The sequence below is a fragment of the Mycoplasma sp. 10961 genome (assembly GCF_055523525.1).
Genome location: NZ_JBVFVD010000001.1, coordinates 208,971 through 234,334 on the forward strand (window position 1 = coordinate 208,971; position 25,364 = coordinate 234,334).

13 protein-coding genes are annotated in these 25,364 nt (G+C 28.4%); 6 read left to right on the top strand and 7 right to left on the bottom strand.

What is annotated here, in order from left to right:
- Positions 1-12: 12 nt before the first annotated feature.
- The 4 genes from AC0B4T_RS01005 to AC0B4T_RS01020 all read right to left on the bottom strand — a co-directional run bounded on the left by AC0B4T_RS01005 (position 13) and on the right by AC0B4T_RS01020 (position 3,917).
- Positions 13-720 carry a pseudouridine synthase gene (locus AC0B4T_RS01005; RefSeq protein ID WP_465102751.1) on the bottom strand — a complete coding sequence of 236 codons (708 nt, stop codon included), beginning with the start codon at positions 718-720 and terminating at the stop codon, positions 13-15.
- A 96-nt stretch (positions 721-816) separates the two neighbouring features.
- Positions 817-1,632, bottom strand: coding sequence for a hypothetical protein (locus AC0B4T_RS01010; RefSeq protein WP_465102752.1), 816 nt, complete (start codon positions 1,630-1,632; stop codon positions 817-819).
- A gap of 753 nt (positions 1,633-2,385) precedes the next feature.
- Positions 2,386-3,642, bottom strand: coding sequence for a transposase family protein (locus tag AC0B4T_RS01015; RefSeq protein WP_465102753.1), 1,257 nt, complete (start codon positions 3,640-3,642; stop codon positions 2,386-2,388).
- Positions 3,615-3,917, bottom strand: a complete 303-nt coding sequence (locus tag AC0B4T_RS01020) for a hypothetical protein (RefSeq protein WP_465102754.1) — start codon at positions 3,915-3,917, stop codon at positions 3,615-3,617. The genes AC0B4T_RS01015 and AC0B4T_RS01020 overlap by 28 nt, the downstream gene beginning before the upstream one ends.
- 178 nt (positions 3,918-4,095) lie before the next feature.
- Here AC0B4T_RS01020 and AC0B4T_RS01025 point away from each other — a divergent pair, with 178 nt between their 5' ends.
- The 3 genes from AC0B4T_RS01025 to AC0B4T_RS01035 all read left to right on the top strand — a co-directional run bounded on the left by AC0B4T_RS01025 (position 4,096) and on the right by AC0B4T_RS01035 (position 6,016).
- Complete coding sequence (locus tag AC0B4T_RS01025) at positions 4,096-4,542, top strand: RpiB/LacA/LacB family sugar-phosphate isomerase (RefSeq protein ID WP_465102755.1); 447 nt, start codon at positions 4,096-4,098, stop codon at positions 4,540-4,542.
- 1 nt (position 4,543) lies between these two features.
- Complete coding sequence (locus AC0B4T_RS01030) at positions 4,544-4,771, top strand: DUF2188 domain-containing protein (protein ID WP_465101735.1); 228 nt, start codon at positions 4,544-4,546, stop codon at positions 4,769-4,771.
- A gap of 96 nt (positions 4,772-4,867) precedes the next feature.
- Positions 4,868-6,016: an IS3 family transposase gene (locus tag AC0B4T_RS01035; protein WP_465102614.1), complete on the top strand. Its 1,149-nt coding sequence runs from the start codon at positions 4,868-4,870 to the stop codon at positions 6,014-6,016.
- A gap of 84 nt (positions 6,017-6,100) precedes the next feature.
- Here AC0B4T_RS01035 and AC0B4T_RS01040 read toward each other — a convergent pair whose 3' ends face one another.
- The 3 genes from AC0B4T_RS01040 to AC0B4T_RS01050 are packed head-to-tail and all read right to left on the bottom strand — an operon-like array spanning position 6,101 to position 9,237.
- On the bottom strand, positions 6,101-7,210 hold the full coding sequence (locus tag AC0B4T_RS01040) for a hypothetical protein (protein WP_465102756.1): 1,110 nt from the start codon (positions 7,208-7,210) through the stop codon (positions 6,101-6,103).
- Positions 7,200-8,348 (bottom strand): tRNA uracil 4-sulfurtransferase ThiI, encoded by a 1,149-nt coding sequence (gene thiI, locus AC0B4T_RS01045; RefSeq protein ID WP_465102757.1) that lies wholly within the window; start codon positions 8,346-8,348, stop codon positions 7,200-7,202. Before thiI ends, AC0B4T_RS01040 begins: the two co-directional genes overlap by 11 nt.
- Before the next feature lie 43 nt (positions 8,349-8,391).
- Entirely contained in the window at positions 8,392-9,237 is an 846-nt protein-coding gene (locus AC0B4T_RS01050) for a Cof-type HAD-IIB family hydrolase (RefSeq protein ID WP_465102758.1), read from the bottom strand.
- Between the two features lie 265 nt (positions 9,238-9,502).
- Between AC0B4T_RS01050 and metK the strand changes: the two genes are divergently transcribed.
- The 3 genes from metK (at position 9,503) to AC0B4T_RS01065 (ending at position 25,343) form a co-directional block, all read left to right on the top strand.
- The gene (metK, locus tag AC0B4T_RS01055) at positions 9,503-10,645 is read left to right on the top strand and encodes a methionine adenosyltransferase (RefSeq protein WP_465102759.1); all 1,143 of its coding nucleotides are present in this window, start codon (positions 9,503-9,505) and stop codon (positions 10,643-10,645) included.
- A gap of 209 nt (positions 10,646-10,854) precedes the next feature.
- Entirely contained in the window at positions 10,855-12,312 is a 1,458-nt protein-coding gene (locus tag AC0B4T_RS01060; RefSeq protein WP_465102760.1) for a hypothetical protein, read from the top strand.
- Positions 12,313-12,452: 140 nt separating this feature from the next.
- A complete protein-coding gene (locus AC0B4T_RS01065; RefSeq protein WP_465102761.1) occupies positions 12,453-25,343 on the top strand; it encodes a hypothetical protein in 12,891 nt (4,296 codons plus the stop codon).
- The last annotated feature ends 21 nt before the right edge of the window (positions 25,344-25,364 follow it).

Here is a 25,364-nt window from a genome sequence, read left to right on the forward strand (position 1 = left end):
TGTTTCCATATTTTATTTTTCAAATATTAATTTAATTAATTCTTCTTTATTTAGGATTTTATATTTTCCTTCAGATAAACCATCAGGCAAACTTAAAAACCCAATTTTTGTTCGTTTTAAGTCTGTTACAGTATATCCAAATTTTGCAAACATCCGTTTTACTTGGTGAAATTTCCCTTCAGATATTTTCAAGTTTGCATGAAATTTATCTAAAATAGTTAAGTAAGCTGGTAAAGTATAAAAATTCCCAAGGTTAAACCCTGCTTTGAAAATATTTATCAAGTTTTTATCTAAGGGTTTATCAACTGTTACAAAATACGTTTTCAATAAATCTTTTTTAGGGCTTGTTAACTTATGAGTTAAATTACCATCAGTAGTAATAATTAATAGGCCAGTAGTATCTAAATCAAGGCGGCCAATTGTATGAATATTATTAAGTGATTTTAAATATTCAGGCAGTAAATCAAAGACAGTTTGATGCATTTTATCAAAATTTGCACAAATATAACCTTTAGGTTTATTTAAAATCAGATAAATTTCTTGATTATTTTTTATAATTACATCATTAACTATAATTTGATCTTGTAATGCAATTATTAAACCTGGATCTTTAATAATTCCATTATTTACTTTAACTTTACCTTTATTTATTAATTTTTTTGCTTCATTTCGTGAATAATTAGTATTATGAGATATAAATTTATCAATCCTTTGTTTCATGTTTAAATTATAGTTCAATAAGTTAAAAATAACACTATTTAATAATAAAAAAAGTTATATGAAGGTTTTATCTTTCATATAACTTTTAACTACATTTTAATCATTATAATATTTCTTATATTCGTTGTTATACCAATTATAGAGCTCAGCTTTAAACTTCTCTAAATAAGCAATTTCGTCATCATTGTTTCTGTCGACTTTTATATTTTTAATTGTAATATCTTTATTTTTAGGAAAACTAAATACACCTCATGTTGTATGATAACTTAATGCAGCAGGTTCAACTCTAGGTATTACATCATCAATTATATTTAAAACAACAGAGTTATTCTCTTCAAAAGGCACGATGTATCAATATGCAAAATTAGAAGTAGAATCTGTGATATAAATATCATTGTTTTTTAAAAATTCATATACATCTTGATTTTTTAAATATACTTTTTGAAAATACTCTCTTATTTCAGTTTCATCAGTATGTACATCATTACGATTATTTAATTCTTGAAATCTTTTGATAATAATTTGATCAAAATCATCCTTGTTTTGGATTTTAATCCAATCATGGAATTTTTTACTTTCAGCAACAGGATCAAAGAACCCAAAATTAATTCTATTATAGTTACCATTCACAATCTTTTCAAAATTTTCGTCAGCTGTAGGTGGTATAAATCTAGCTCTAATTATAAATTTTGTGAATTTATCAAAAGCCTTCTTATAAATTTTTTCTATATCATCTTTAACTTTTTGTTTTCATGAAGCTTGAGGAGGTTTATATGATCCATATGATGGGCTAGATGTTGGTGGAACGGGCACAGGATTTGGTTTTGAAGGCTCATGTGGTTTGGTATGTGTACACGAAAAAGCAATAAGTGGAGTTAATAAAGATCCAATCAATAATATTTTTTTATTCATTTTCATTCCTTACTACGTGTGTTGTAACTGGTCATATAACCAGATTTTTGAATTTTAATTTAGTCATAATATCTCCTTAAATATTTATGTATGCAATTTAGCGAAAAACTTTAATATAAGCATTTTAATATAAAAGATAAGGTTTTTTTTGATTCGCTTATAATAATTATACCATATGTAATTTCTGGATTTAGTTAATTTCATAATATCTACTGAATACAAGAATTAATACTTGTTTATTAAAAAAATAACGTTAAATTAATTTTTCATATGTATATATAAATGATATTTAATTCTTTTTGTACTATACATAAAAACAAAAAATAACATTTATTCATATGATTTTTGTTATTATTTGTAGAATAACTACTTTTTTGCACTACTTTTTTAATTTTTTGCCCAGACTCTTGGGGTTAATCATTTTTTTATTTTTTGATTTATATTATGGATTCCTTTGTTGCAAAAAAAGATAACGAAAAAACAAAGAAAAAAAATTTTTCTCTTCTTTGGCAACTAAATTAGGAAATTTATATATTTTTTGATATTTTTACTGTCTAAAAAATCAAGACATAATTATGTATATTGTTAAATTAACTATAAAATTTCAAAATGAAACAAAAAGATTTTTAAACCCCCCGCCCTTGATTGCAATCAAGGGGGCCTTACTTTTGAAAAAGTAAGCAAAACTCCCAGAAAACACGTGCCCGTGTTTTCTATTTTTATTATTTTCTTTTTTATTAAAAAATATTAAAATTAATATGCATCAATTTTTATTTCATCATTGATGCTTCTGTGTAATGTTCGAAGTATCTCTAAATACTCAGCCATAATCTTATTGGCTTCAAGGTTATTTCCTTGTGCATTCACAGAGACACTATTAAACTTTGAGATGTATAATTCAAGAGTTTTAAAAAATGAGTTTGTTTTCTTATGGATAAATGCTAGTTTTCCAACGGCAGGGATAGAATAATCTAAACCTTTCTCAAGAGCTCACATTTCTGTAAAGCTTAGATATTTTCCATTAGGTTCTTTGGCAAAGTATTTTTTTCCATTATATTTAAAATACAAATTATCATCAGAACAATGTACTAACACAACATCAGAATTATAAGGAAATACAATCCTTTTGTCATGCATATCAAAAGCCGCAAGGTTTTTGCCTTGGTATCTAACAACACCATTTAAAACTTTTCTATTAATCTCTAAATCAACGGCTCAATTGCCGTTTTTCTTTCCTTCTTTTTGAAAGACATTATGTTTAGAAATTATTTTTTTATTCCTCGTGTTGTAATAATTTTGAAATACTTCGTTGTTTTGCTTTAAATCGTTAATATCTTTATATCCGTTTTCATGAATTAATAATGGGTATTTGTCTAATGATGTTCTAAAAGATCTCTCAACGTGTGGTTTATGTTTGGGATTAGATGAACTGAGTACTTCTATTCCTTTTTTATTTAAATCTTTTTCAAAAATTGTTTGTGTGTTTTCGTTTCCCCAAAAAGTTCTTCTTTTATCAGTATAAATTTTCTTTGGAAATCCATATTTCTTAAATACTATTTCTAACAGTCTTTGATATCCTAACGTTGTTTCTTGTTCTTCAAATCATGCTGCTAATAATGTTCCAGTGGCAACATCAATTGCATGATAAAGATAGAATGGTTTTTTATTTTTTAAATATGGTTCAAGCTGAGCATCGATTTCAACAATTTCACCAAATTCTAAATTTTTCTTTAGACCCAAAACTTGTCTTTGTTTTTCATTTTGTTTAATTTGTTTATAATATTTTTTTAATAGCAATGTTGTCTCTTGTGAAGTTTTCTTCTTTGATAATTTTGCTATTTTTCTTCCTCTTTTGGTTGTATGTATATTAAATAATCCTAATTGGTTGAATCTTCTTACCAAAGTTTTGTAAGAAATTTTTTGCCTTATAAAAGAACCATATTCTGAATAATAATAACTTTTAAACGAAAGTTGGTTATTTGTTAAACACTGTTTAAAATAATTTCACATGTTTTTAAATAATCTTTAAACACTAATTCAATTTCTGAATCGGTAACTTTGCAACTTCTTTGTTGATTTTTATTTTTATGACTGATGTCAATTTCTTGATTACTTTTTATTATTTTTTTATATCTTTTTACAGTTGATACACTAAGGTTTGTAATTAAACTAAGTTTCGATAAAGATTTTTCAATATTAGCAGCAATTAATATGAGAGATTGCTGTTTTTTTAGTTCGTAGTTTGTTAAGTTTTTGTACTTATCTATGTTATGTTTGATTATCATAAATAATTTATACCATATTTTATTAAATTAGTTCATTTTCGGAGGGATTTATATATGGGCCTAAATAGTTGTCATTGGACAAAAAATAACATTTATTCATATGATTTTTGTTATTATTAATTTTAATGTATAATTTATATACTAAAGATATTGAACTTACACAACTAATAGGAGTATAATGAAGAAAAAAGTTATTGCTTTTTCAAGCGATCATGCAGCTTTTGCATTGAAAGAGCAGCTAAAAGAATATGTAGCATCACTAGGTTATGAAATTGTAGACTTAGGACCTGATACCGATTCTAATTCAGTAAGTTATGCTGAACAAGGTCATAAATTAGCCAATTACATTACTAAAGAACAACCAGATTTTGGGATTGCTATGTGTGGTACTGGACTTGGCATCTCTTATGCTTTAAATCGTCATAAAGCAATTAGAGCAGCAAGAGTAGTATCATTAGAAGATGCTCACTTAGCAAAACAACATAACAATGCTAATGTGCTTGTATTTGGCGGGCGTCAAATATCATTTGACGAAGCAAAGGCTATGGTTGATGAATATATTAAAACAGAATTTGAAGGTGGCAGACACCAAGTTAGAATAGAACAATTAGACCAGGAGGTATAAAATGGAAGACAAAAAAGAATTAAGACCTGTTTGACATATCACAAAAGATAAAGAAAAAGATAAATGAAGAGTGTACCGTGAAGGAGCTGAAAGAGCGACTAGTTTATTCGATACACAAAAAGAAGCTATTCCTTATGCAAGAGAATTAGCTAAAAAACACAGTGGAACTTTTTATATTCACGGAGAAAATGGAAAAATCCGTGATGGCAAAGGCTACAAAGACAAATAATTTTATTTAGAAAACCAAGCCAACTTTACTTGTAGACAGGGAAAAAATATTCGGACAAAATCCGAATATTTTTAATATAAAGAAAGAGAGGTAGTTATGAGGCATTTAAAGACTAAAGAATGAATCAAAATTTTTGACTTATACGATAAATATTTGAACCTGGGAATAACGAAGGCAGAATTTGATAATTTCTGTTTTGATATCAGAAAAGTATACTGAAATAAAGAATCAATGAGAAATATGTTAAAGAAAAGAAAACTGTATAATTTAAATATGAACATAGAATCACAAAGCGGTAAATCACCTAAGAAAGATAAAGGTGTTGGGAGAAAGAAAAAGAAAGTTCTCGATTATACATGAATTGATACTCTTAAAGATGATGAAAAAGATGCAGTTATAAAATACTACTATCGAATTTTTAATGAAAATAATATTGATGCAGATATCTCAAAGATAAAGAAAATCAAGAATCTTTCACATACTAAAAAATCTAAAATGATATGTGTTTCAAGATCTACATATTACGAGAAATTGAAAGATAACAACAAGACTAAAGAACTAAAGGTTAAACACAAAGAAATAATTTTTCAAAGTTTTGTCGAAAATAAAGAAAGGTATGGACGAAGGAGACTTGCTAAATATATTTTCCAAGAATATAATATTCAAATAAATCCTAGAACCCTAGGAAATTATATGAAAAAGCTTAATTTGAAAACATTTGTTAGACAAAAACGTAAAACCAAGGAATCTAAAAATACTAGTATTAAAATACCTGATTTAGTAAAAAGAGATTATAATTCACGTAACAATAATATATATGCAACAGACGTGACCTACATACCAGCACCAAAAGATATTGAACAAAATCATATTTATTTATCTGCAATTATTGATCATAAAACTAAGTTTGTGACCTATGAATTATCACTTAGAAATGATACTGAACTAATTTTGAATAATATCAGTAATACAAAATTCAAAAATAATTTTATTTTACATTCTGACCATGGAACTGCTTATTCGTCGGTCGAATATACTAAAAAAATAAAATCACTAAAAGGTAAAATATCAATGTCAAGAATTGGTAATAGTCTTGACAATCGTGAAATTGAGTATTTCTTTTCAATTCTTAAAAGTGAAATTTTCCCAAATTTTGATCAAACCTGTAAAAAACTTACTTTTATTGAATTATCACAAAAAATCAAAGAATTTATAAACTGATATAATTATAAAAGAATAAGATAAAAAAACCTTCCCAAAGCATTCCGTTTGGCTTAGCCAAATGGTATGGTTGGGGAAGGTTAAACCGTCCGAAAAAAATTTCCCAGTTTACTTGGCTTGGTTTTTTCTAATTATTTTTTGTGGAGTTTGCTCAATTTCTTGTTTTGCTAATTCTAATTTTTGATTTAATAAATTAATAGCATGTAGCAAATTTTGTTTTAGAGTATTTAATTTAGCATCAAGGTTTTTAATATATAAATCAAATTTACCACGGCGCACAACTAATAAAAGTAGTTTGTTATAAAACTTATGTTGATTAGAAGGTTGTTTAGGATTAAAGTTGTGAGTTTCTAAATTTTGAATAGCTTTATTTAAATATTCCATTAATTGTTGCAAATTCATATTATACGAGATTTTATATTCTGTATGAGCAATTTCTAGGTCTTTAATTCAACTAGATAATTTATTAATTTCATTAATAATTTTAGATTTATTGTGGTTTAACTTCGTTATTTTATTAATAATTTCTGTGGTTTGCTGGCTATGCATATCCACATAATGTAATTTTAAAACATCATTTTTATTATAAGCTAAAATAACTGCTAAGATATCATCAATTTGTTTTTGTGTTAAGGGTTTAGATATTTTAAGGTTTCGAGCATAAAAACTATTTTGACAAGCAATGATTAAAGCACCTAGGCATGCTGCAATTTTCCCTTTGCTATCATTATCTTGAAATTTAATGCGCTTAGTAAGTTTATTGGCTTGCATATTAATTATAGTTTGAAAATTATCATCTTCAAATTCATTTAATGGAACTAATTTATCAAGTGAAATTGAGCGCCCTTTTGATAAGTCATTTGATTCAACATTAAAAAACTTTGTTAATAATTTTGATTCAAGCGAATTATTTCAAGAATAAAATTCAATTTGATTAAAATCTAGATTTTTAGTATGCAATAAAATCCTCAAATCTTTTAAAAATAATGTTTTTGCTTTAGTTCAAAAAACATCAAAGGGTTTAAACTTTGCAATGGGTTTAAGATCAAAAGTTTGCGAGACTGTTTTTAATTTATTTTTTGAGTTTACGACACCAAGTGTATAACAAAAGGGCAAGTCAAGCTTTTGATCTTGTAATTCTTTAAAATATACATAATTTAAGGGAGTTAAATAATTAAAAGTAATAGCTTCAAAATCAATGTAAATTTTAGTTTTCATCTTTTAAACTATATTTATGATATTCTAAAGAATTTTTAATTAACTCTTGTTCTAAATCTGGAAGTTGATTAAGTTCTTGTTCTAATAATTTTGCAACTGCAAGAGACGGCTTAGTTACAGGCTCTTTAGGTGCAAATAATTCACAAGTTTCGTTAGCTTGAATAATTGATATTTGGTATGTATTAATATCTTTAGCAATTTGAATAATTTCATTTTTATCAAATGTTAATAAAGGACGTAAGATTGGTAAGGTAGTCACTGAGCCAATCACGTGCATTGATTCTAATGTTTGCGAGGCAACTTGTCCTAAGTTTTCGCCGTTTGAAATACCTGATATTTTATTTTTTAAAGCTATTTGCTCTGCAATTCTGTAAAAACTGCGGCGCATTAAAGTTATTTTATATGATTCTTTTGACACAAATGCAATATAATTCATCAAATGAGAATAATTTGCAATAATCAAATTACTCGTAATTTGATATTTATTTAAGGTTTTAACTATGTTGTGAATTTTATCTAATGTTAATTGATCAGTTTGCGGCGGAGTCATAAAGCTTAAACAATCAACTTTTAAACCTCGCTTCATTAATTGCCAAGCTGCAACTGGGGAATCAAAGCCTCCTGATAATAAATGTAAGATTTTACCTGATGAACCTACTGGCAGCCCACCTAGTCCTTTTATATAATTACTAAACATATATGAAGCTTTTTGTCTTACTTCTAAATAAAAAATTTGATCAGGATCATGTACATCCACTTTTAAATCATAATTTTTTAATAAATATGATCCTAAATTATGATTTAACTCATTTGAAGTATATTCAAAAGCTTTATAATTACGTCTTGCGGCTATTTTAAATGTTTTAGTATTTTTATTTAATAAAACATTTAATGATTGTTTAAATTTATCTAAATTATTTTCAAGAACTAAAACTGGTGAATAAGAACTTATTCCAAAGACATATTTTAAATTTTCTAAATTTTCTTTGGAATAAGTTACATACATGCGGTCAAACTCTACTTCTGGTGCTTCGCCTAAGATATGCTTTATATTATTTGCTAAATAATTAATAAAAGTTTTACGATTTTTCTTTTTTAAGACTAATTCTCCATAGCGAATTAAGATTTTTTGATACATATTACCTCCTTATAATATATGATAAAAATAGTCAACATGTTGACTATTTAGAATGTTTGGGTCCTTGTTGTGAGATTTCTCTTTTTAAATCTCAATCAATACGGTATAAATAATCGTCAATTGCTTCAGCAAGTCCGGCTTGTTCTACGCTTGATGTATAATATTTAGCATATTGCATAGTTTCGGGATCTGTATTTTCCATTGCATATGAATATCCAGCCATTTGGAACATTGAAATATCATTTTGACTATCCCCAATTGCCATTGCATCGCTAACATCTAAATTAAAAATCTTTTCACAAAATCATTTAAGACCTGAACCTTTTGAAATACCTAATTTAGTTATTTCAATATGTCTTGCTAATAAAACAATGTTAAGGTTAATTTTTTGCTCTAATGCTTTATCATAAAATGCTTTTAATAATTTAGGATCACCATAAATTTCAATTTTATGCAAATCATCAGGAATTAAGCCATCTTCAATCCATGCTTCATATTCACAAAAATCTGTAAAGAATTGTTTTTGCTCTTTAGTTGCATCTTTTAAGAAAAATCTTTCTGTCCCAAAATAATACAATGGTAAGTTAAATTCTTTAGCTAAAGATCATATTTTTTGAGCCTCATTATGATCAATATATTCAATATTTAAAATTTCGTGTTTTAAATTATCATATAAAAATGCACCATTAGAAAAAGATATATATCTAGCCCCCAAGGTTTTTGCAAGTTTTTTAATTTTTGGGTATGGCCCATTTCCTGTGCTAATTACAAAATTAACACCTTTTTGAACTATTTCATTAACTTTTAATTTATTTTTTTCAGGTAAGATTTTTGATGGAAATGGATAAATTGTTCCATCAACATCACTAAAAATTGCTGCGTTTCTCATATTAATTATTATTATAAACCATATATATTTTATTTGGTTGCAAATAACTAAAATAATTTGCATTATAAAATATATTAAATAGCTTTGATATTTTTATATTTTGTAATATAATAAACAAAACAAGGTATAAAGAAGATGGTAGCTAGGCAGCTTTAACCATCGCCAACCTGCACAAAGTGTAAGGTGGATAGCCAGAAGTTGGATCAACTTAACATACTGTAAATGTCTTTATACCTCACATAGAAAGAATGCGAGGTTTTTATTTATGAAAAATTTATTTACTAGTGAATCAGTGGGGCGCGGGCACCCTGATAAATTATGTGACCAAATCTCAGATGCAATTTTAGATGAGTATCTAAAATTAGACCCTGATTCAAAAGTTGCTATTGAAACATTAGCAAGTGGCAATATTATTTTTGTAGCTGGAGAGGTTCAATCAAAGGCTGATATTTATGTTGTTGAAATAATTATTAATATCTTAAAATCATTAAATTATTTTACCAGTCATACCAGCATTATTACTGATATACGCCGCCAAAGTCCAGATATTTCTCAAGGAGTTATTTTGGATAATAACGAAATAGGAGCAGGTGACCAGGGGATTATGTTTGGTTATGCCACTAATGAAACTAAGAGTTATATGCCTTTAGCTATTACATTAGCCCATGAATTGGTCAAAAAAGCTGAAAGTTTAAGAGTTAGCCAGGATTTTAAATGAGCTAAAGCTGATATGAAATCACAAGTTACTTTGGATTACACTGATCCAAAGCAAACCTTAGTTGATACAGTTTTAATGAGTATTCAACATAGTGAAAAATATGTTGAAAGTGAATTTAAAAACTATATTAAAGAAAAGATTATTAAACCAGTTTTAGCAAAGTATGATTTGGATACTCCAAAACATACTTTAATTAATCCTACAGGTAAATTTGTAGTTGGCGGACCAACTGGCGATACTGGATTAACTGGTCGTAAGATTATTGTCGATACTTATGGCGGAGCATCTAGGCATGGCGGCGGAGCTTTTAGTGGCAAAGATGCTACTAAAGTTGATCGCTCTGGCGCATATGCTGCAAGGTGAGTAGCTAAAAACTTAGTTGCAGCAAATTTAGCTAGTAAACTTGAAATCCAAATCTCATATGCAATTGGGATCGCAAAACCAGTTTCAATTTTGGTAGAAACTTTTGAAACTGAAACAGTTTCAAAAGATATTATTTACCAAATTGTGCACCAATTATTTGATCTAAGACCTAAAGCAATTATTGATACTTTAGAATTACAAAAACCAATTTATGCTAAAACAGCCTACTTTGGACATTTTGGGCGTGATGATTTAGATCTACCATGAGAAAGATTGAATAAAGTAACTGAGATTTTGGAATTAAAAGAAAAATTACTAAAAAGATAAAGATACTAATTCTTTATCTTTTTATCTATTTATTTGATAGTTTTATTTCTTTTTTAAATATTTTTTAATGCAAAAAAATTAAAATTATTTCTTTTGTGCCTATATAATACGTTTTGGGGTTAATTTAATATTTTATATATATATATATATGCTATAATTAAACCGTGACAAATAATATTTAATTGAAAGGAATTTTATATAACACAAACATGAAAAACTCAATCCAGAACATGAAGGATAAATTGTTAAAATTAACTAAGAAGCAATTAATCCTTATTGGTGGAGCAAGTGCATTAGGTATTTCTATTTTAACTACCATTATTGCAGTTAGCGCAACTCCAAGACGTTCACAAGTTGAAAATGTGGAAACAAAATATCGAAAGGACCATCAAGAAGTATTATCTAAAACAGAAGATAACATTACTTTAGAAGACAAATTCAAAGTAAATGTTGCACTAGTTAAATACGATGAACTCAGTGAGCAATCTAAAGATAAGTTGCTTGCTGAGAAAAATCTTTTGGCAAGATTATTAGTTAAGATCACAGCTTTAGAAAGTAATGCTAATAATCAAAATACTCCTCCAGTGAAAACAGATAATTCTGGCACAATCGAGGATAATGCCGAAAAGAACTTTAAACAAAAACATAATCTTATTCTTGGTAAGTCAGTTTTTGATATTACCACTAGTGATAAGCAAGATATCAATAATGCTTTAAGTGATTATAGTTTATTAGAAACTAGAACTAAAGCTAAATTAAGTAACGAAAAACGAAATTTAGATGACAAAATAAAACGCGTTCAAGAACTTGAACAAGCTGAAAGTGATGAAAAAATACGTAATCAAGCAATTGAAAATTTTAAATCAAAACATGCAACAATCTTGAACAAAGAATTAATTACTATCACTACAAGTGATAAAGATCTAATTAATGCCGCTTTAAGTGATTATGAACTTTTAGTTGATTCTGTTAAACCAAGATTAACAACTGAAAAACGTAATTTAGACGAAAAAGCAGCAAAGGTTGCAGAACTAGAAAAAAACCAAAATAACACTACTGGTGCCCAACCAGAAGATCCACAGCAAAATAATGGTTCTAATGGTGGTACTGTAACTCAGCCTGAAGAAGTTAAAAAACTCAAAGTTATTATAAATACCAAAGCATTAATAACCACAGGTAATGGTGCTAATACAGATATTCGTATGTATATTGATGGTTGAGATAAACAAGATATGATTAATTATCTTGGTTATTTAAAACATCATGCTACTACAGAAGAAGTTACAACTTTTGCAACTAAAATGGCTGATATATACAATAACTCAGGATTATTCAAATCTGGTGGTAGAAACCAAAAATGAAAAATAACGTTATTTAAATCAGAAACAGATGCAGTTGCCTCAAGAGAACACCCAGTAGTTGGTTCAGTTAGTCCAAATGACCGTAATCTTGATTTAACTAATTATAAAACTTCTCAAAATACGACTATTACGATTCGAACTAATGAATTTATTTCAAATGTTAACTGGAAATTTAATGCTGATGCACGTTTACGCAAGGCTTTTGAATATACTATTTACAAATATGATTGGCCTGCATACCAATATACTAACGGCCAAGTAGCACCGAATTTTGCTGAAGTTGAAACAACAACAGTTAATGAATAAAATAATCTACAAATCACCTAAAATACATTTTTAGGTGATTTTCTTAACTTTTTTATACAAAGTTGTATAATTTTTAAAGCATATTTTTTACACTTTATATATATATATATATATATATATATGCAATAGAAAGGATAAACATGAGTCAAGAGACTAAAAAGAAAAACAACAAGAAAAAAGCCATTATTATTGGTGGTGCCGCTTTTTTAACAACAGCAGCTGGTATCACCGGAGTTTTGGGCTATACAACAGTAACTAAACATAAAGAAAATGTTACTACATTTGACAACTTGAAAAAGTTAATTCAAAGTAAGTTAGAATTATTATCTGATGAAGATAAACTCATTTTAGGTGCTTCAGTTGATATTGCAAATATCAACTTTAGTGGAGTTTTAAGCAAGAAAACTATTCAAGAATTACAAAAGATCAATGCTAATTTAAATCAATATGCTTATGTGACAACCCAAGAAGTGCTTGAGGATGCTTCGGCAGCTTCTGGAATTGAGAAAGAATATTTCCCTGCATTAGGTAGCGAAGAAGAGTTTGCGAGAAATATAAAAAATCGTGATTTAATTAAAGCAAATAAAAATAACCTTGCTAAGGCAAAAGATATTGAAGATAAAGATAAAGTTCGTGCATCTTTTAAAGATTTATTTGATTCTTCTAAAAATCCAACTGCAACTGAAGAATCATTTGTCAAAGCAAGTGCATTAATTAATGAAACTTTAGAAAAAGAAGCAAACCAAAGAACCACACTTGATGCTTTTAATTCAAGTGTGGTTGATAAACTATCTCCTGAAAACAAAGCTAAGTATTTAGATGAATTCAATAAAGCTAAAACAATTAAAGATAAAGAATCATTAAAAGGTTCACTAGAAAAATATAATGAAGCTTTATTACTTGCAGATCAAATTGAAAATCCAATTCAACGTCATAAATTATTAGAAAAAATTAGAAATGCTAATTTAAATGAATTACCAACTATTTTTGCTCAAGTGCAAGAACAAGTGCAAATTGATTATGTTGACGTAAAAGAATCATTTATTAAACAACTTGATTTTTTAGATAATGAAATTAAGGATCCAACTTTAAGAGATAAACTTGCACAGCTTAAAGCAAATACAAATGCCGATGATTTTATTAAAAAAGCACAAGACTTGAAAGACGAATATGAGAAATTATTAGAGGCTAATTCTGGAGAAGGTGCTTTAGCTAAATTTAAAAAAGATGAAATTGAGAAAATTATTAACAGTTCAACCTTTGATGAACAAACTAAAGCAAAATTATTATCAGATCTCGAAAACGCATCTTCAAATACTGATTTAAATAACTTACGTAAGGAAGTTATTAACCAAGTTAGATTACAAAGAGCTAAAGATAATACAAATGGAGTTTTAGACTTAATTAATGAACCATTAAAAACAAAACTAAAAGCAAAATTAAATGATTTAACTTCAGTTGAGGATGTTAAAAAACTTCAAGATGAAGCATATAAAATTTATGATGATTCTAAAAAAGAATTTGACAAAGCTGTAGCTAAATTAGCAAATAATTCTAAATTAAAAAATAGCATTTTAAAAGACGTTATTGATCAAGATAATGTTGATGCTTACAAACGTGCTTTAGATTCAATTAATGATGTTTTACGTCAAGAACGTGATGCAGTTTTAAAGTATGCTAAAGCCAATGATGCTTTATTAAATAACCCTGAATTTAAAGCAAAGTGAATTGATAATTTTGATGCAACTTTACCACTTAATTCATCTGAATCAGAAGTATTAGCAAAACTTGAAGAACTAAAAAAAGATGCTCTAAATTCTATTATTGATTCTAAATTACAAAATCAATTAGCGAATGTTAAAGAAAATGAAGCAATCACAAAATTAAAACAAGAAATTCAAGCATTAAGCAAAAATACAACTTTACCATATGAAGAAAAACTAGCACAATCTCAAGTAAAACTTAAAGAATTACAAACTGAAGTTAATAAAGCAAAATTTGCTCAATTAACTGATGGTGCTCTTAAAATTCCTGAGTATAAAGAAAAAGCAAAATTATTAGCTGATTTAGAAGGCACTGATACTGAAAAATTCTTAGCAATTGCTGAATTTAATAACTTAAATAGAAATATTGAAGATAATGAAAATCTTGCCGCTAATTTAGCTAAGATTCCTGAGCTAAAAGAAGTATTAGATTCATATAATGCACAAAAAGATAAAAAATCTCCAAATGAAACCAGGGATATTCTTCTTGGTTCTTTAACTAAAATTAAATCTGATTCTTCAATTCCAGAAGACAAGAAAAAAGAAGCACTTGCTGCAATTGCTAAAGACCTTGGCTTTAAATTATCAAATGAGAAAAAACTGTCTTTAACTACTGATCCAGTTAATGATGCAACAATTGATAATTTATTAGATGAATTACAAAATAAAACACCACTTCGTAATCAAATTGCAAGTGTAATTCGCCAAGCTGGAGCTAATGCCGCTACAATTTTCGATAACCTTGAAGAAATTAATAATAAATTACTTGATCCAAATACAACTAAAGCAGAATTAGAGGCAATTTATGCAAGTTTAGCACCAAAATTAAACGATGCATTTGCTGAAAATACGGCTTTAAAAGGTGATTTATTAGAATTATTAGGAGGTGCTAATGATTTAATAAGTGATTTAGGTGAACAATCTGGTGCCCAAAACTTTGATTTCATTAGTGATTATTTAAATCCTTCATTAGTTAATAATTTGACTAATACTAAAAATAATATTGCTAATGCTAAAGAAAAATTAGCACAAAACAAGGCAAAACTAGCAGAATTAGTTAATAATCTTCCAGATGGACATGAATCTAAGAACCTTGATTTAGAAGCATTAAATCCTGGTGAAGTGCAAGATAAATTAGCACAGTTAGAACAAGAAGTAACTAATGCTAAAAATGATTTATTAAAGAAAATTTATGACTTAGATTATGATAACCCTAATAAAAAAGGTTTAGCATTATTAGCACAAGATATTAAGAGTCTTAACGATGTTGCTGCTATTGAAGCAAATATTGAAAAATCATCACAATTACAAGAAGTTAAAAAAGAAACAGCACAAGAACTAGAAAAAATTAATGATCAAGTTTTAGTTAATGAATATCTTAAAAAACTTTCAACTGCTCAAGATAAAGAAGCTGTTGACCAATTATTATCTGAAGTTAAAGAAAAACTAGCTCAAGAAACTAGCTACGTTGCCCAAACTAAGGCTACAATTCAAGAAAAATTAGCAGCAATCCAAGACCCAGCAATTATTAAATTATATGAACAAGAATTAGCAAATCCTCATTCAATTGGTTCAATTGATAATTTACTGGCTAATGTTAATAATTATTTAGCATTACAAGAATCAAGAATTCAAGATTCACGTCGCGAGGGCCTTGCAACTTTAGCTAAATTAAGAATTGATAACCCGCTTCGTGAAGAATTGGAAAATGCGCTAAATAATGCTTCAACTTTTGTAGCCTTAGCTGATATAACCAAGCAAGGTCAAGATGTTTTAGATAATTTAAATAATGATTTATCTGATGCAATTGCTAAGCTTGCCCCTGAGCAACAAGCACAATTTTTAGAAGAACAAAAAACTTTAGAAACTCAAGCAGAATTAGAAGACAAAATTGCTCAAGTTAATAATATTCTAGCAAGAGCTAAAGATAACTTAATTGAATCAATTAATAGCATTTTAAATACACAAGAAGTAGATAATTTAAAACACCAATTATTAGCTAAAGCTAATAATGCAAGTAGTATTAGTGAATTTAATGCAATTGAAGCTGAGTTAGTAGCTGCCTTAAATGCTGCTAAAACTGATGCTATTGATTTTGCACAAAAACTAGATGACAAATCAGCTTTAAGTGTATTAATTAATCAAGCAAGTGATTTTGCCGCAATTAAAGCTTTAGATCAAGCAAATAAGACTAAGTTAAATAATTTATATAAAACAGCACAAGATGCTTTCAAAATCATTGCTGGTTCACCATTACAAGCATCATATGAAAATAAACTAGCAACATTATCAAATATTTCTAGTGAAGCAGAATTAAACAACTTTATTAATCAGGCTCGCCAAGAATTAGCTGATGTTAAAGCCAGTTTACAAGCTCGTATTGATGCTTTAGATGATCCTGTGCAAAAAGCAGCTTTACAAGCACGCTTAGACAATGCAAGTTCTTTAACACAAGTTACAGCATTAACACCCGCAATAACCTTACAAGAAGCAAAAGAAGTTCAAATTGCTAAAGTGCGTGCAAATGCCACATACCAAGACCAAATTCAAGGTTTTATTGATAAAATCAATAATTCTAGTTCATTAGAAGATTTAGAAAGAACTACACAAGAAATAGCAACTAGAGAAACTTACAATAAAGAATTAGAAAAAGATAAAACACCTGTTAATGATTTACTTGCTAATATTAATGTTAATAATGAGTTAAAAAACCAATTACAAGAACAATTAAATAACATCCGTGATAAAAATGACTTAGCGGCATTACAAGCTCGTATTAATGATTATATTAATCAAAAACGTGCTAGCAGTCAAGCTGCAATTAATCGACTTGAAGGTGATGAAACACTTAAAAATTCAATGCAACAAGCAATGGGTGAACAAAAACAAGAAAGTAAACTTGATGAAATCATTGCGCAAGCCAATGCTGCATTTGATGGTGTAAAAGATAATGTAAATAACGAAATAGCTAAAATCAAAGACCCAGCTAAAAAAGCTGAGTTTGAAACTGCTTTAGCGAACAAAAACACTATTAAAGATTTAAACGACCTTAAAGAGCAAGTTAAATTAGAACAAGATAAAGAAGCTCTTAGTGCATTACTAGAAAATGTTTTAGATCAAGCGGAAAAAGCAAGCCTTGCTCAAGAAATTAGTGCTTTAACAAGCAGAGGCGAATCAGTTAAAGCACTCGAAACAAAGATTAATGAGCAAATTAAAAAAGATAAAGGCGAATTAGAAGCAGCGAGAATAGCAGCTCAACAAGTCTTAGATCGAATTAGTCCTGATAATGCAAAATATGCTGAATATCAAGAGAAAATTAAATCAAACCAAAAACAAGAACTTGAAACATTAAAACAAGAACTTGAACAATACTTAGAGCAAAAAAACACTGCAGCTTTAGAAAAACTTAAAAAACTAGAACAACCTTCTGGTGTTATCGCTAATTCAAATCCTTTAAGCAGAACTTATAACCAAATTAAAGATAATTTAGAGCAAAACAAAGGAACCCTTACTGAAGCTGAATATGCGCAACTTGAACAAGAGATTCAAAATGCATTTACTCAAACACAATCTCAAATTAGAGAGCAACTTGCTAAAGCCTTTGTTGATGTGACTACTCAAAAAGAAGCAAATGATCAAAAAACTTTTGATTCAAATACAGCAACAGAATTAATTGATAATTATTCACACGCTTTACAAGCTATGAAGGCTGATTTAGTAAGTAAGTTAGATGGCTTTAAAAAAGATGGTGATTCTAAAAAACAAAATTACCAAGCCCAACTTGATGCACTAGTTTCAAGTACTAACCCAGTTGCTAATTGATCAAATAATTTAGTTGATCAATTACTTGAATTAAAACAGCGCCTTGAACAAGATTTAGAAGCTGATAAAAATGCTTTTGAAGCTGAAAAACAACGTTTATTAACTAAAAAAGACTCTTTAAGTCCACAAGAAATTACAGATTTAGAATCTCGTATTAATGCAGTTCAAAAATTTGAAGATTTTGCAGCTTTAAATACTGAAATTGATACTAAATTAGCAGCACATAAACAAACAGCAAAACAAGAAGTAACTAAAGTTCTTGATGGTCACCCTGAAAAAGAAGCCTTGCTTCAATTAATCGATAATAAAACATCTTATACTGAGATACAAAATGTTTTAAATCAAGCGAAAACTAAATATAGTGAAAAACGCCAAGCATTACTTGATTCATTAAATGATCCATTACTTACTCAGGCTCAAAGAGCAACTTTAACTGAATCATTAAAAGAAGAAACGGCAGATTCATTTGCTAAGTTATTAGAAGTTGAAGGAAAGATTTTAGTTGAAAAACAAAAAACAGCTCTTAGAAATAAAATTGCAAATATTGAAGATCAAACCAAAAAGGAAGAATTTGCATCTGCTATTGATCAAGCTCCTGATTTAAATACCTTAAACGAATTAGAAACAAGAATTGATGAACATAAAAATCAAGAAGCAAATGAATTAGCTGCTAAAAAACAAGAAGCCAATGATTTTGCAAATAATATGAACAATGTTCATGAATTTAAAGCACAAATTGCATCAGCAACAACTAAGGCACAAGTGGAAGCGATCCTTGCTGAAATGAAACAAACATTAGCTGAGAAACAAACTAAAGCTAATGCAGCATTAGCTAAACTTGCTGGTAATCCTGATTATAATAATTTTGCTGCTAAATTTAATGCTAATTTAACTGAGCAAGAGGCTGATGCTTTAATTGCTGAATATACCCAAGCATTTAATGATCATAAAGCGAAAGTTCTTGCACAATATAACACATTAACTGCTCAAGATACTTTTGATACAAGTGGTTTTGATACCAAAATGAATGCAGAAAATGCAACAATTGCTGATTTAGACTTTGCTCTTAAATCAAAACAAGCTTCAAGTAATCAAAAGCGTTTACTTGAAGAAATTAATAAACTTCCTGAAAGTTTAAAAAATCAATATTCATCACAATTACAAAATACTTTTGCTCCAACAGATGGTGCAAATCAATTAGATAATAAAGTAGCTGCTTTAGCAAGATTAGATTCAGAAATTGCTAATGCAATTGCTGATTATACAAGCCAAAAAGAAGCTTTAAAACAAGAAATTGATGCATTGCTTGCTAGAGTTCAAGAAACAAATAAATCAAATGAATTTAATCAAACTAAAGCAACTATTAACTATGATCAATTACCTGAATTAAATACTTTAAATAATTTAAAACAAGATGCTCAAAACTACTTAGTCAACTTACAAGCTAATGCAAGAGCATTATTAGAAAATTCTATTGATAAAGATGGAACTTCTCAAACTAAATACAATGAATTATTGGGTAAAGTAAGTGATACTTCTTCAGATACAGATTATAATTCAGTTATTACCGAGCTTAATAATTTGAAAACTGAATACAAGAAAAAATCAACAGATGCTTTAGCCAAAATTGAAAATGCTCCTGAATACCAAACTTTATTACAAAAAGCTAAAGATTCAGAACTTGAATCAATTCATAATGATGTAGTTACTCAAGCAACGAAACTTTATGAAGATAAAAAAACTTTAGTAACTGCTGAATTAGAACAATTAGAATTAGCTGATAAAGCAAACTTACAAACTGAATTAAATAATGCAGATACTTGAACCAAACTAAATACTTTAGAAACTAAGATTAAACAACAAGCTAGAGAACAAGTTGAATTAGAAATTAATAAATTACCAGCTAATGAAAGAACTCAATTTGAGCAAGAGCTTGCATTAGCAACTAGCGTTGCTCAAATTAATGAGATTAAAAAACGTGTTAAAGAGCAAGTAGTTGATAATGAGGTTAAAACTGCTCGCGCTGAAGCCTTAGTCGAAATTAATAAACTTTGAGATGCTGATAAAGATAAGTTAACTCAAGCAATTTATGCTACCAGAGATATTACAGAAATTAAGAAACAAGCCGAAGAAGCTAAACGTCTTCTTGCTGAAGAAAAGAAAAAAATTGATGCTTTAATTGCTGCTTTACCAGAAGCCGCTAGAAGTGGATTTGAAAACCAAAGAGATAATGAAATTTATCCTGCTGGTGGTAATGCAATTAAGGCTTATACAACTACTTTGGAAACTGTTAAAACTAGAGTTGATGAATTTAAAAATACTTACTTGCCTACTGTAAGTCATATTCAATCAAGACAAAGCGAAGTAGAAAAAGAATTAACTTTTAATAATATTAAATCTGATACTAACTTACAATTACTTAAAGATAAATACACAGATTTAAATAATACTATCGAAACCTTCAAAACTACAGTTGAAAAATTACCTACAAATAATAGTGTAAGAACTACTCTTAATCCAAGTATTAATAATAATTCTGGTGCAGATGCCTTAAACAAATCATTCTACGAAACTAAAACCCAAGAAGCTTTAGCTGAGCAAGCCTTATTAGATGCTGAATTTGCAAAAATCACTGATTTTGCAAATAATTGAGTATATAATGCTGAGGCTAAAACTACAGCTTTAAATGCAATTAATGATAAAACTGCTGAATCAGTAAATTCTGTTGACAAAATAAGAGCAATCTATGATACTTTAGTTCAAGCTAAAAATGCTCACGATCAAAAATTAGCACAACTTTCAAACAAATTAAACGATTTACCTGAAGGACATGCTTTAATTGACCAAATTAATGCATTAATGACAAGCCATTCAGATGAATTAAATTCAACAAATAAAATTGATGCTAAGATCCAAGAAATTGAAACTGAATTACAAAAACTTTATACAAAGAATAATGAATTAACTCAAGAGTTAGCTAAGGTTCATAAACTTAACCCACGCTTCCAAGAAATTCAAAATCTGGCCTTCAAAGATCCAGCTAAAAATTCAGAAGCAAAAATTCAAGCTTTAATTGATGAAGTTAAACAAGAGCAAGAAAAACTAAAAAATAAAGCATCTGAATTAAAAACTTATGTGGAAGCAAACTTTGCTCAAAATTCAGAAACATACAATGAATTTAGCCCTTATTTCCCAGATACAGCTAATTTCAATGATTTAACTGAAACAGCAACAGAAGCTAAAATTAATGAATTAATTCAAAGAGCACAAGACAAACGTAATTTATTAGATAATAAGATTAATCAAATTAAAGCTAAAGTTGATAATATTTTAGATGACACTCAAAAACAAGCTTACTTAGATATTTTAAATAACAAGAAACATGAAAAAACCCAAAGTATTCTAAAATTAGAAGAATTAGAACGAGAAATTGATCAAATTCTTGATCAATTCCAAGTTCGTAAACAAGAGGTTTTAGATAAGTTTAATCATGTTCCAAATAACAATGATGCACTAAACTCCCTTAAAGCAAAATTAGAAGATTTAAACCAAACCAAAACCTTAGACCACATTCAAGCTATTGAAACTGAGCTTGAAACATTTATCAGGGATTGAAATGCTAAAAAAGATCAACTTCGTTTAGATTTAACTTCAAAATTAGGTTTAGAAAATGATACCCGTAAAGGTTTAGAACCTAAACTTAATGATTTAAATGAAGAAAGCATTAATAGTATTGAAAAAATTGATGCCTTAATCAATCAAATTACTACTGAACGTAGTAATTTGGATAATCTTATTAATGAATTTAATGCAATTTTACCTAAGATACCAAGTGGTGGATATACCTTCCCATTTGATAATGATTCAGCTGTTTATGCTCGTAGTAAAGAAGACACCCAATGACATTTAGCTAATATTGGTGATGATACGAAAGGTTTAACTGGTATTGTTAAATTCTATAAAGATCATCGAGCTAGCTTAGAAGCCGAAGTAACTAAACTTGACAATGCTTTAAAAAACAATGTTTTAACAACTTTTACTAACGATACATTCTTAAATGAAAATAAAGATTTAATAACTGATTTTAATTCAGCAAGGGTAACAAGAGAAGATTTAAATACCGTTGCTAAAATTCAAGCAAGAATTACTAGTGTTACTCAATATACTAACCGTATTACTGCTGCTCAAACTAAACACCAAGAATATACTAATAAATTACATTCAAGTAATGAAATTTTAGTAGCTAATCCAATAACTAATTTAAATGAACTAAATATTGCAAATACCTTAGAAACACGCGCCAATAATTTAGAAACTGAATACAATAAATTATTAGCTATCTATAATGAAATTAACAACATTGCTAATACCCAAATGCATAATGATAATGAAGTAGCTACTACTTGAAAAAATGCTTATGTTAATAATGTAGCTAGTGGCAATGAAGTAAATAAAGAAGCTTTATCAAATGAAACTAAGCTTTTAGAAGAAAAACAAAGGTTAAATACTGAAATTACTAATGTTAGCCAAAAACGTACTGAATTACATACTTATATTGAATCACACTATCCAATTATTGCAGATTTAACTAATGATACTTTAGTTGATGAAGAAGTTAAAAAGATGGTAGAGGCCCACACAACTCATAAAACTGAGTATGATAAACATGTTAGAAACAATAATGCTAACGTTAAATATTGATCGAGTGCAAAGTTAACTACTGAAATTGAAGAATCTAAGAAAAAGATTCAAGAGTATGATGCAAAAATGAAACCAAAAGAATTTGGTAAACAAGCTCGTGAATTTACTAATACAGGTGTTATTGAAACAGAGAATTTACCAACTTTAACGCGCCGCAGATACTATGCAACTTTAGGAACTAACCGGTTCTTCTCACAACTTTTACCTGCCCCACCAGTAGGTGGTTGATATGAATGAACTCAAACACCAGAACAAAAAAATACATGGAAGTTTAAAGAAGATAATACCAATGATCAAAATGACGACAATGCCAAATTTAATACTTTAGCCTTGCCAGTTAAAGAAGGACTTTGATACTACCGTATCAAAGATTCAAGTGGACAAATTGTTGATGATAATCTCTCAATTGTTGGAAAACAATTGAACCTGTCTACCCAAAATGGGACGGGAAAGAATGCTGCAAATACGGGTGATACCATTGTGTATACTAAAGTTGACATCACGACTGAAAATTCCTTGAGTACAACATACCAATCAAGTAACTTCCCAAAACTTTTCGATCAAGACGAGCTTGAGAAATCGAGGTGGGACAACTGGAAATCATTTGAAAAAACAATTGAAGAACAAAACGAAAAATACAATTTCATTACCTTCAAAGCAACTGACGACCAACATAAAACATGGGGAAAAATTGAAATGCGAGTTAGAACGCATAACTATAACAGGAGATATAATGAAGACGCAGCGAGCATACCTCAAGAATATAATATATACTATAGCGATGACGGGCAGAACTGGAGAGCAGTAGATGATTACAACAACAGGCACCCATGGGACTGGTTCCAAATTAATCAGTCACAAAGAAGTGATCACGTAGTAGCCAATTTCCGAACCAACGCTCAACTGCAAATTCGCTCAAGTAGCGGAGCGGTGCGTGATCACGCAAATGGCTCAATATTCATGCTCCCAATATCATTTAGACCTGTAAAATCAAAATATATTAAACTAACTTGAAAAGGGTCCCAATACAAATCAGATAAAAAACCCCGCCTAACTGGTTTTTCAGATATTAAGCTCTACTCCGTAGATGAAAATCATAAAAAAGTCAAAGAATGGATGGAATGAAGTTCGATTGAAACTCATAAAGACAATATTTTAACTAAAGATTATAACTTTACAGTAAAATATAATGATCAAGAAATTTACAAAACCCAAATTGTTGGTGAACCATTAAGTGCTGCACATAAAGATTATTTACTTAATTCTTTATTAGTAACTAATAAAGCACAAACACAAGAAAGTACTTCTCATCCATTAAATGAATATAATTCATTTAATGAAAACCAAGTTAATACTGGTAGCACATCAACCCAAACAACTTATACTAATTTAAATACTCATAATTCAATTGCCCAGTTCTATAAAACATATAAAGTTAGTGGCAATGATTTAGCACAAACTGATGCTAAGGAAATCTTGAAGAAAATTAAATTAGAATTTAATAAATTAAATATTCAAAATAATAATAGTGGAACTCAACAACAAAACTCACTAACTGCAAATAACTTTAATGAACCTTATGTATACTATGATATTCATACTTTAGCATTGAAAAGAACGGCAGCAAATAACAATATCACCCACGCTTCATTTGTAATTAATATATATGATCCAGCTACTAAAAAAGTGGTTTCAAAACACTTCCTTAATTTAGTCTCTGATGATTCATATACTCGCGCTGATCAAACAACTCATACAACTTTTAATGATACTGCAACTGATACTGCTGCTAATACAACCCAAAGTACCAAGCATATTAAAGCAGTTGATGTAACTAGTGCATCTAAATATTCAAATACTAATACAAATAATGCAAATACTGAACTAGGTGCTTATAACTTATTTGCTAATAGTATTTATGATAAAAATGGTGCTTTACGCCGTTTTAAAGCAGAAATAGAAGAATTAGAAAAACTATTAGTTGAACCGAAATTTAAAATACTTAAAGAAAGATATGAATCAAGTTTTAAAGCATGGTGAGCTGCTATTTCAGAAGACACTAAAGCCAAATTCTTTGAAATTACTAAAACAAATGATTCAACCCCTAAACTTACTACAACTCATATGAACCTTAATGTAGCTAATGTTACAGATAAAGGTTCATATACTGAAGTAAATTTAAATACTTTAATTAATGAATTTTTTGTAATTAAAAATCAATATATTACTGAAAAATTAATGGAAGTAAATACTCAAGAAACATTAAATAATAAAATTACAGAAGTAAAACAAAAATTCAAAGAATATAAAACACAAGTAGAAAACTTTGAAACAACTTTAAAAACTAAGATTAATTCATTAGATAATAATGCAGCTGATGGTTCAGATAAAAAAGCTAAATACTACCAAGAAGTTATTAAACTTGCTAAAGAAAAATATGGTTTTGATTTAAACCTTAATTCAGTTTCTGGACTAGTAAATAATAACTTTATGTATAATAGTATTTACCAAGAAATAATGAACTCTAATATTAAATCAGTTGAGTTATTAGATGAATTTATAAAATTATTAACTGAAGAAAAATTTGATAAATTAATTGAGCATATTGCACAAACTGCAAAAGGCACAATTGATGGAACTATTGTTAATAATTCTACACCACCAAAATCTAATACCCAAGCTTCAAGCGGTTCAGGAAGTTCAGCTGCTCAACCCACTACAAGCGGAACTTCTACCACCCCTTAATAAATACAAAAACTAGGTTTT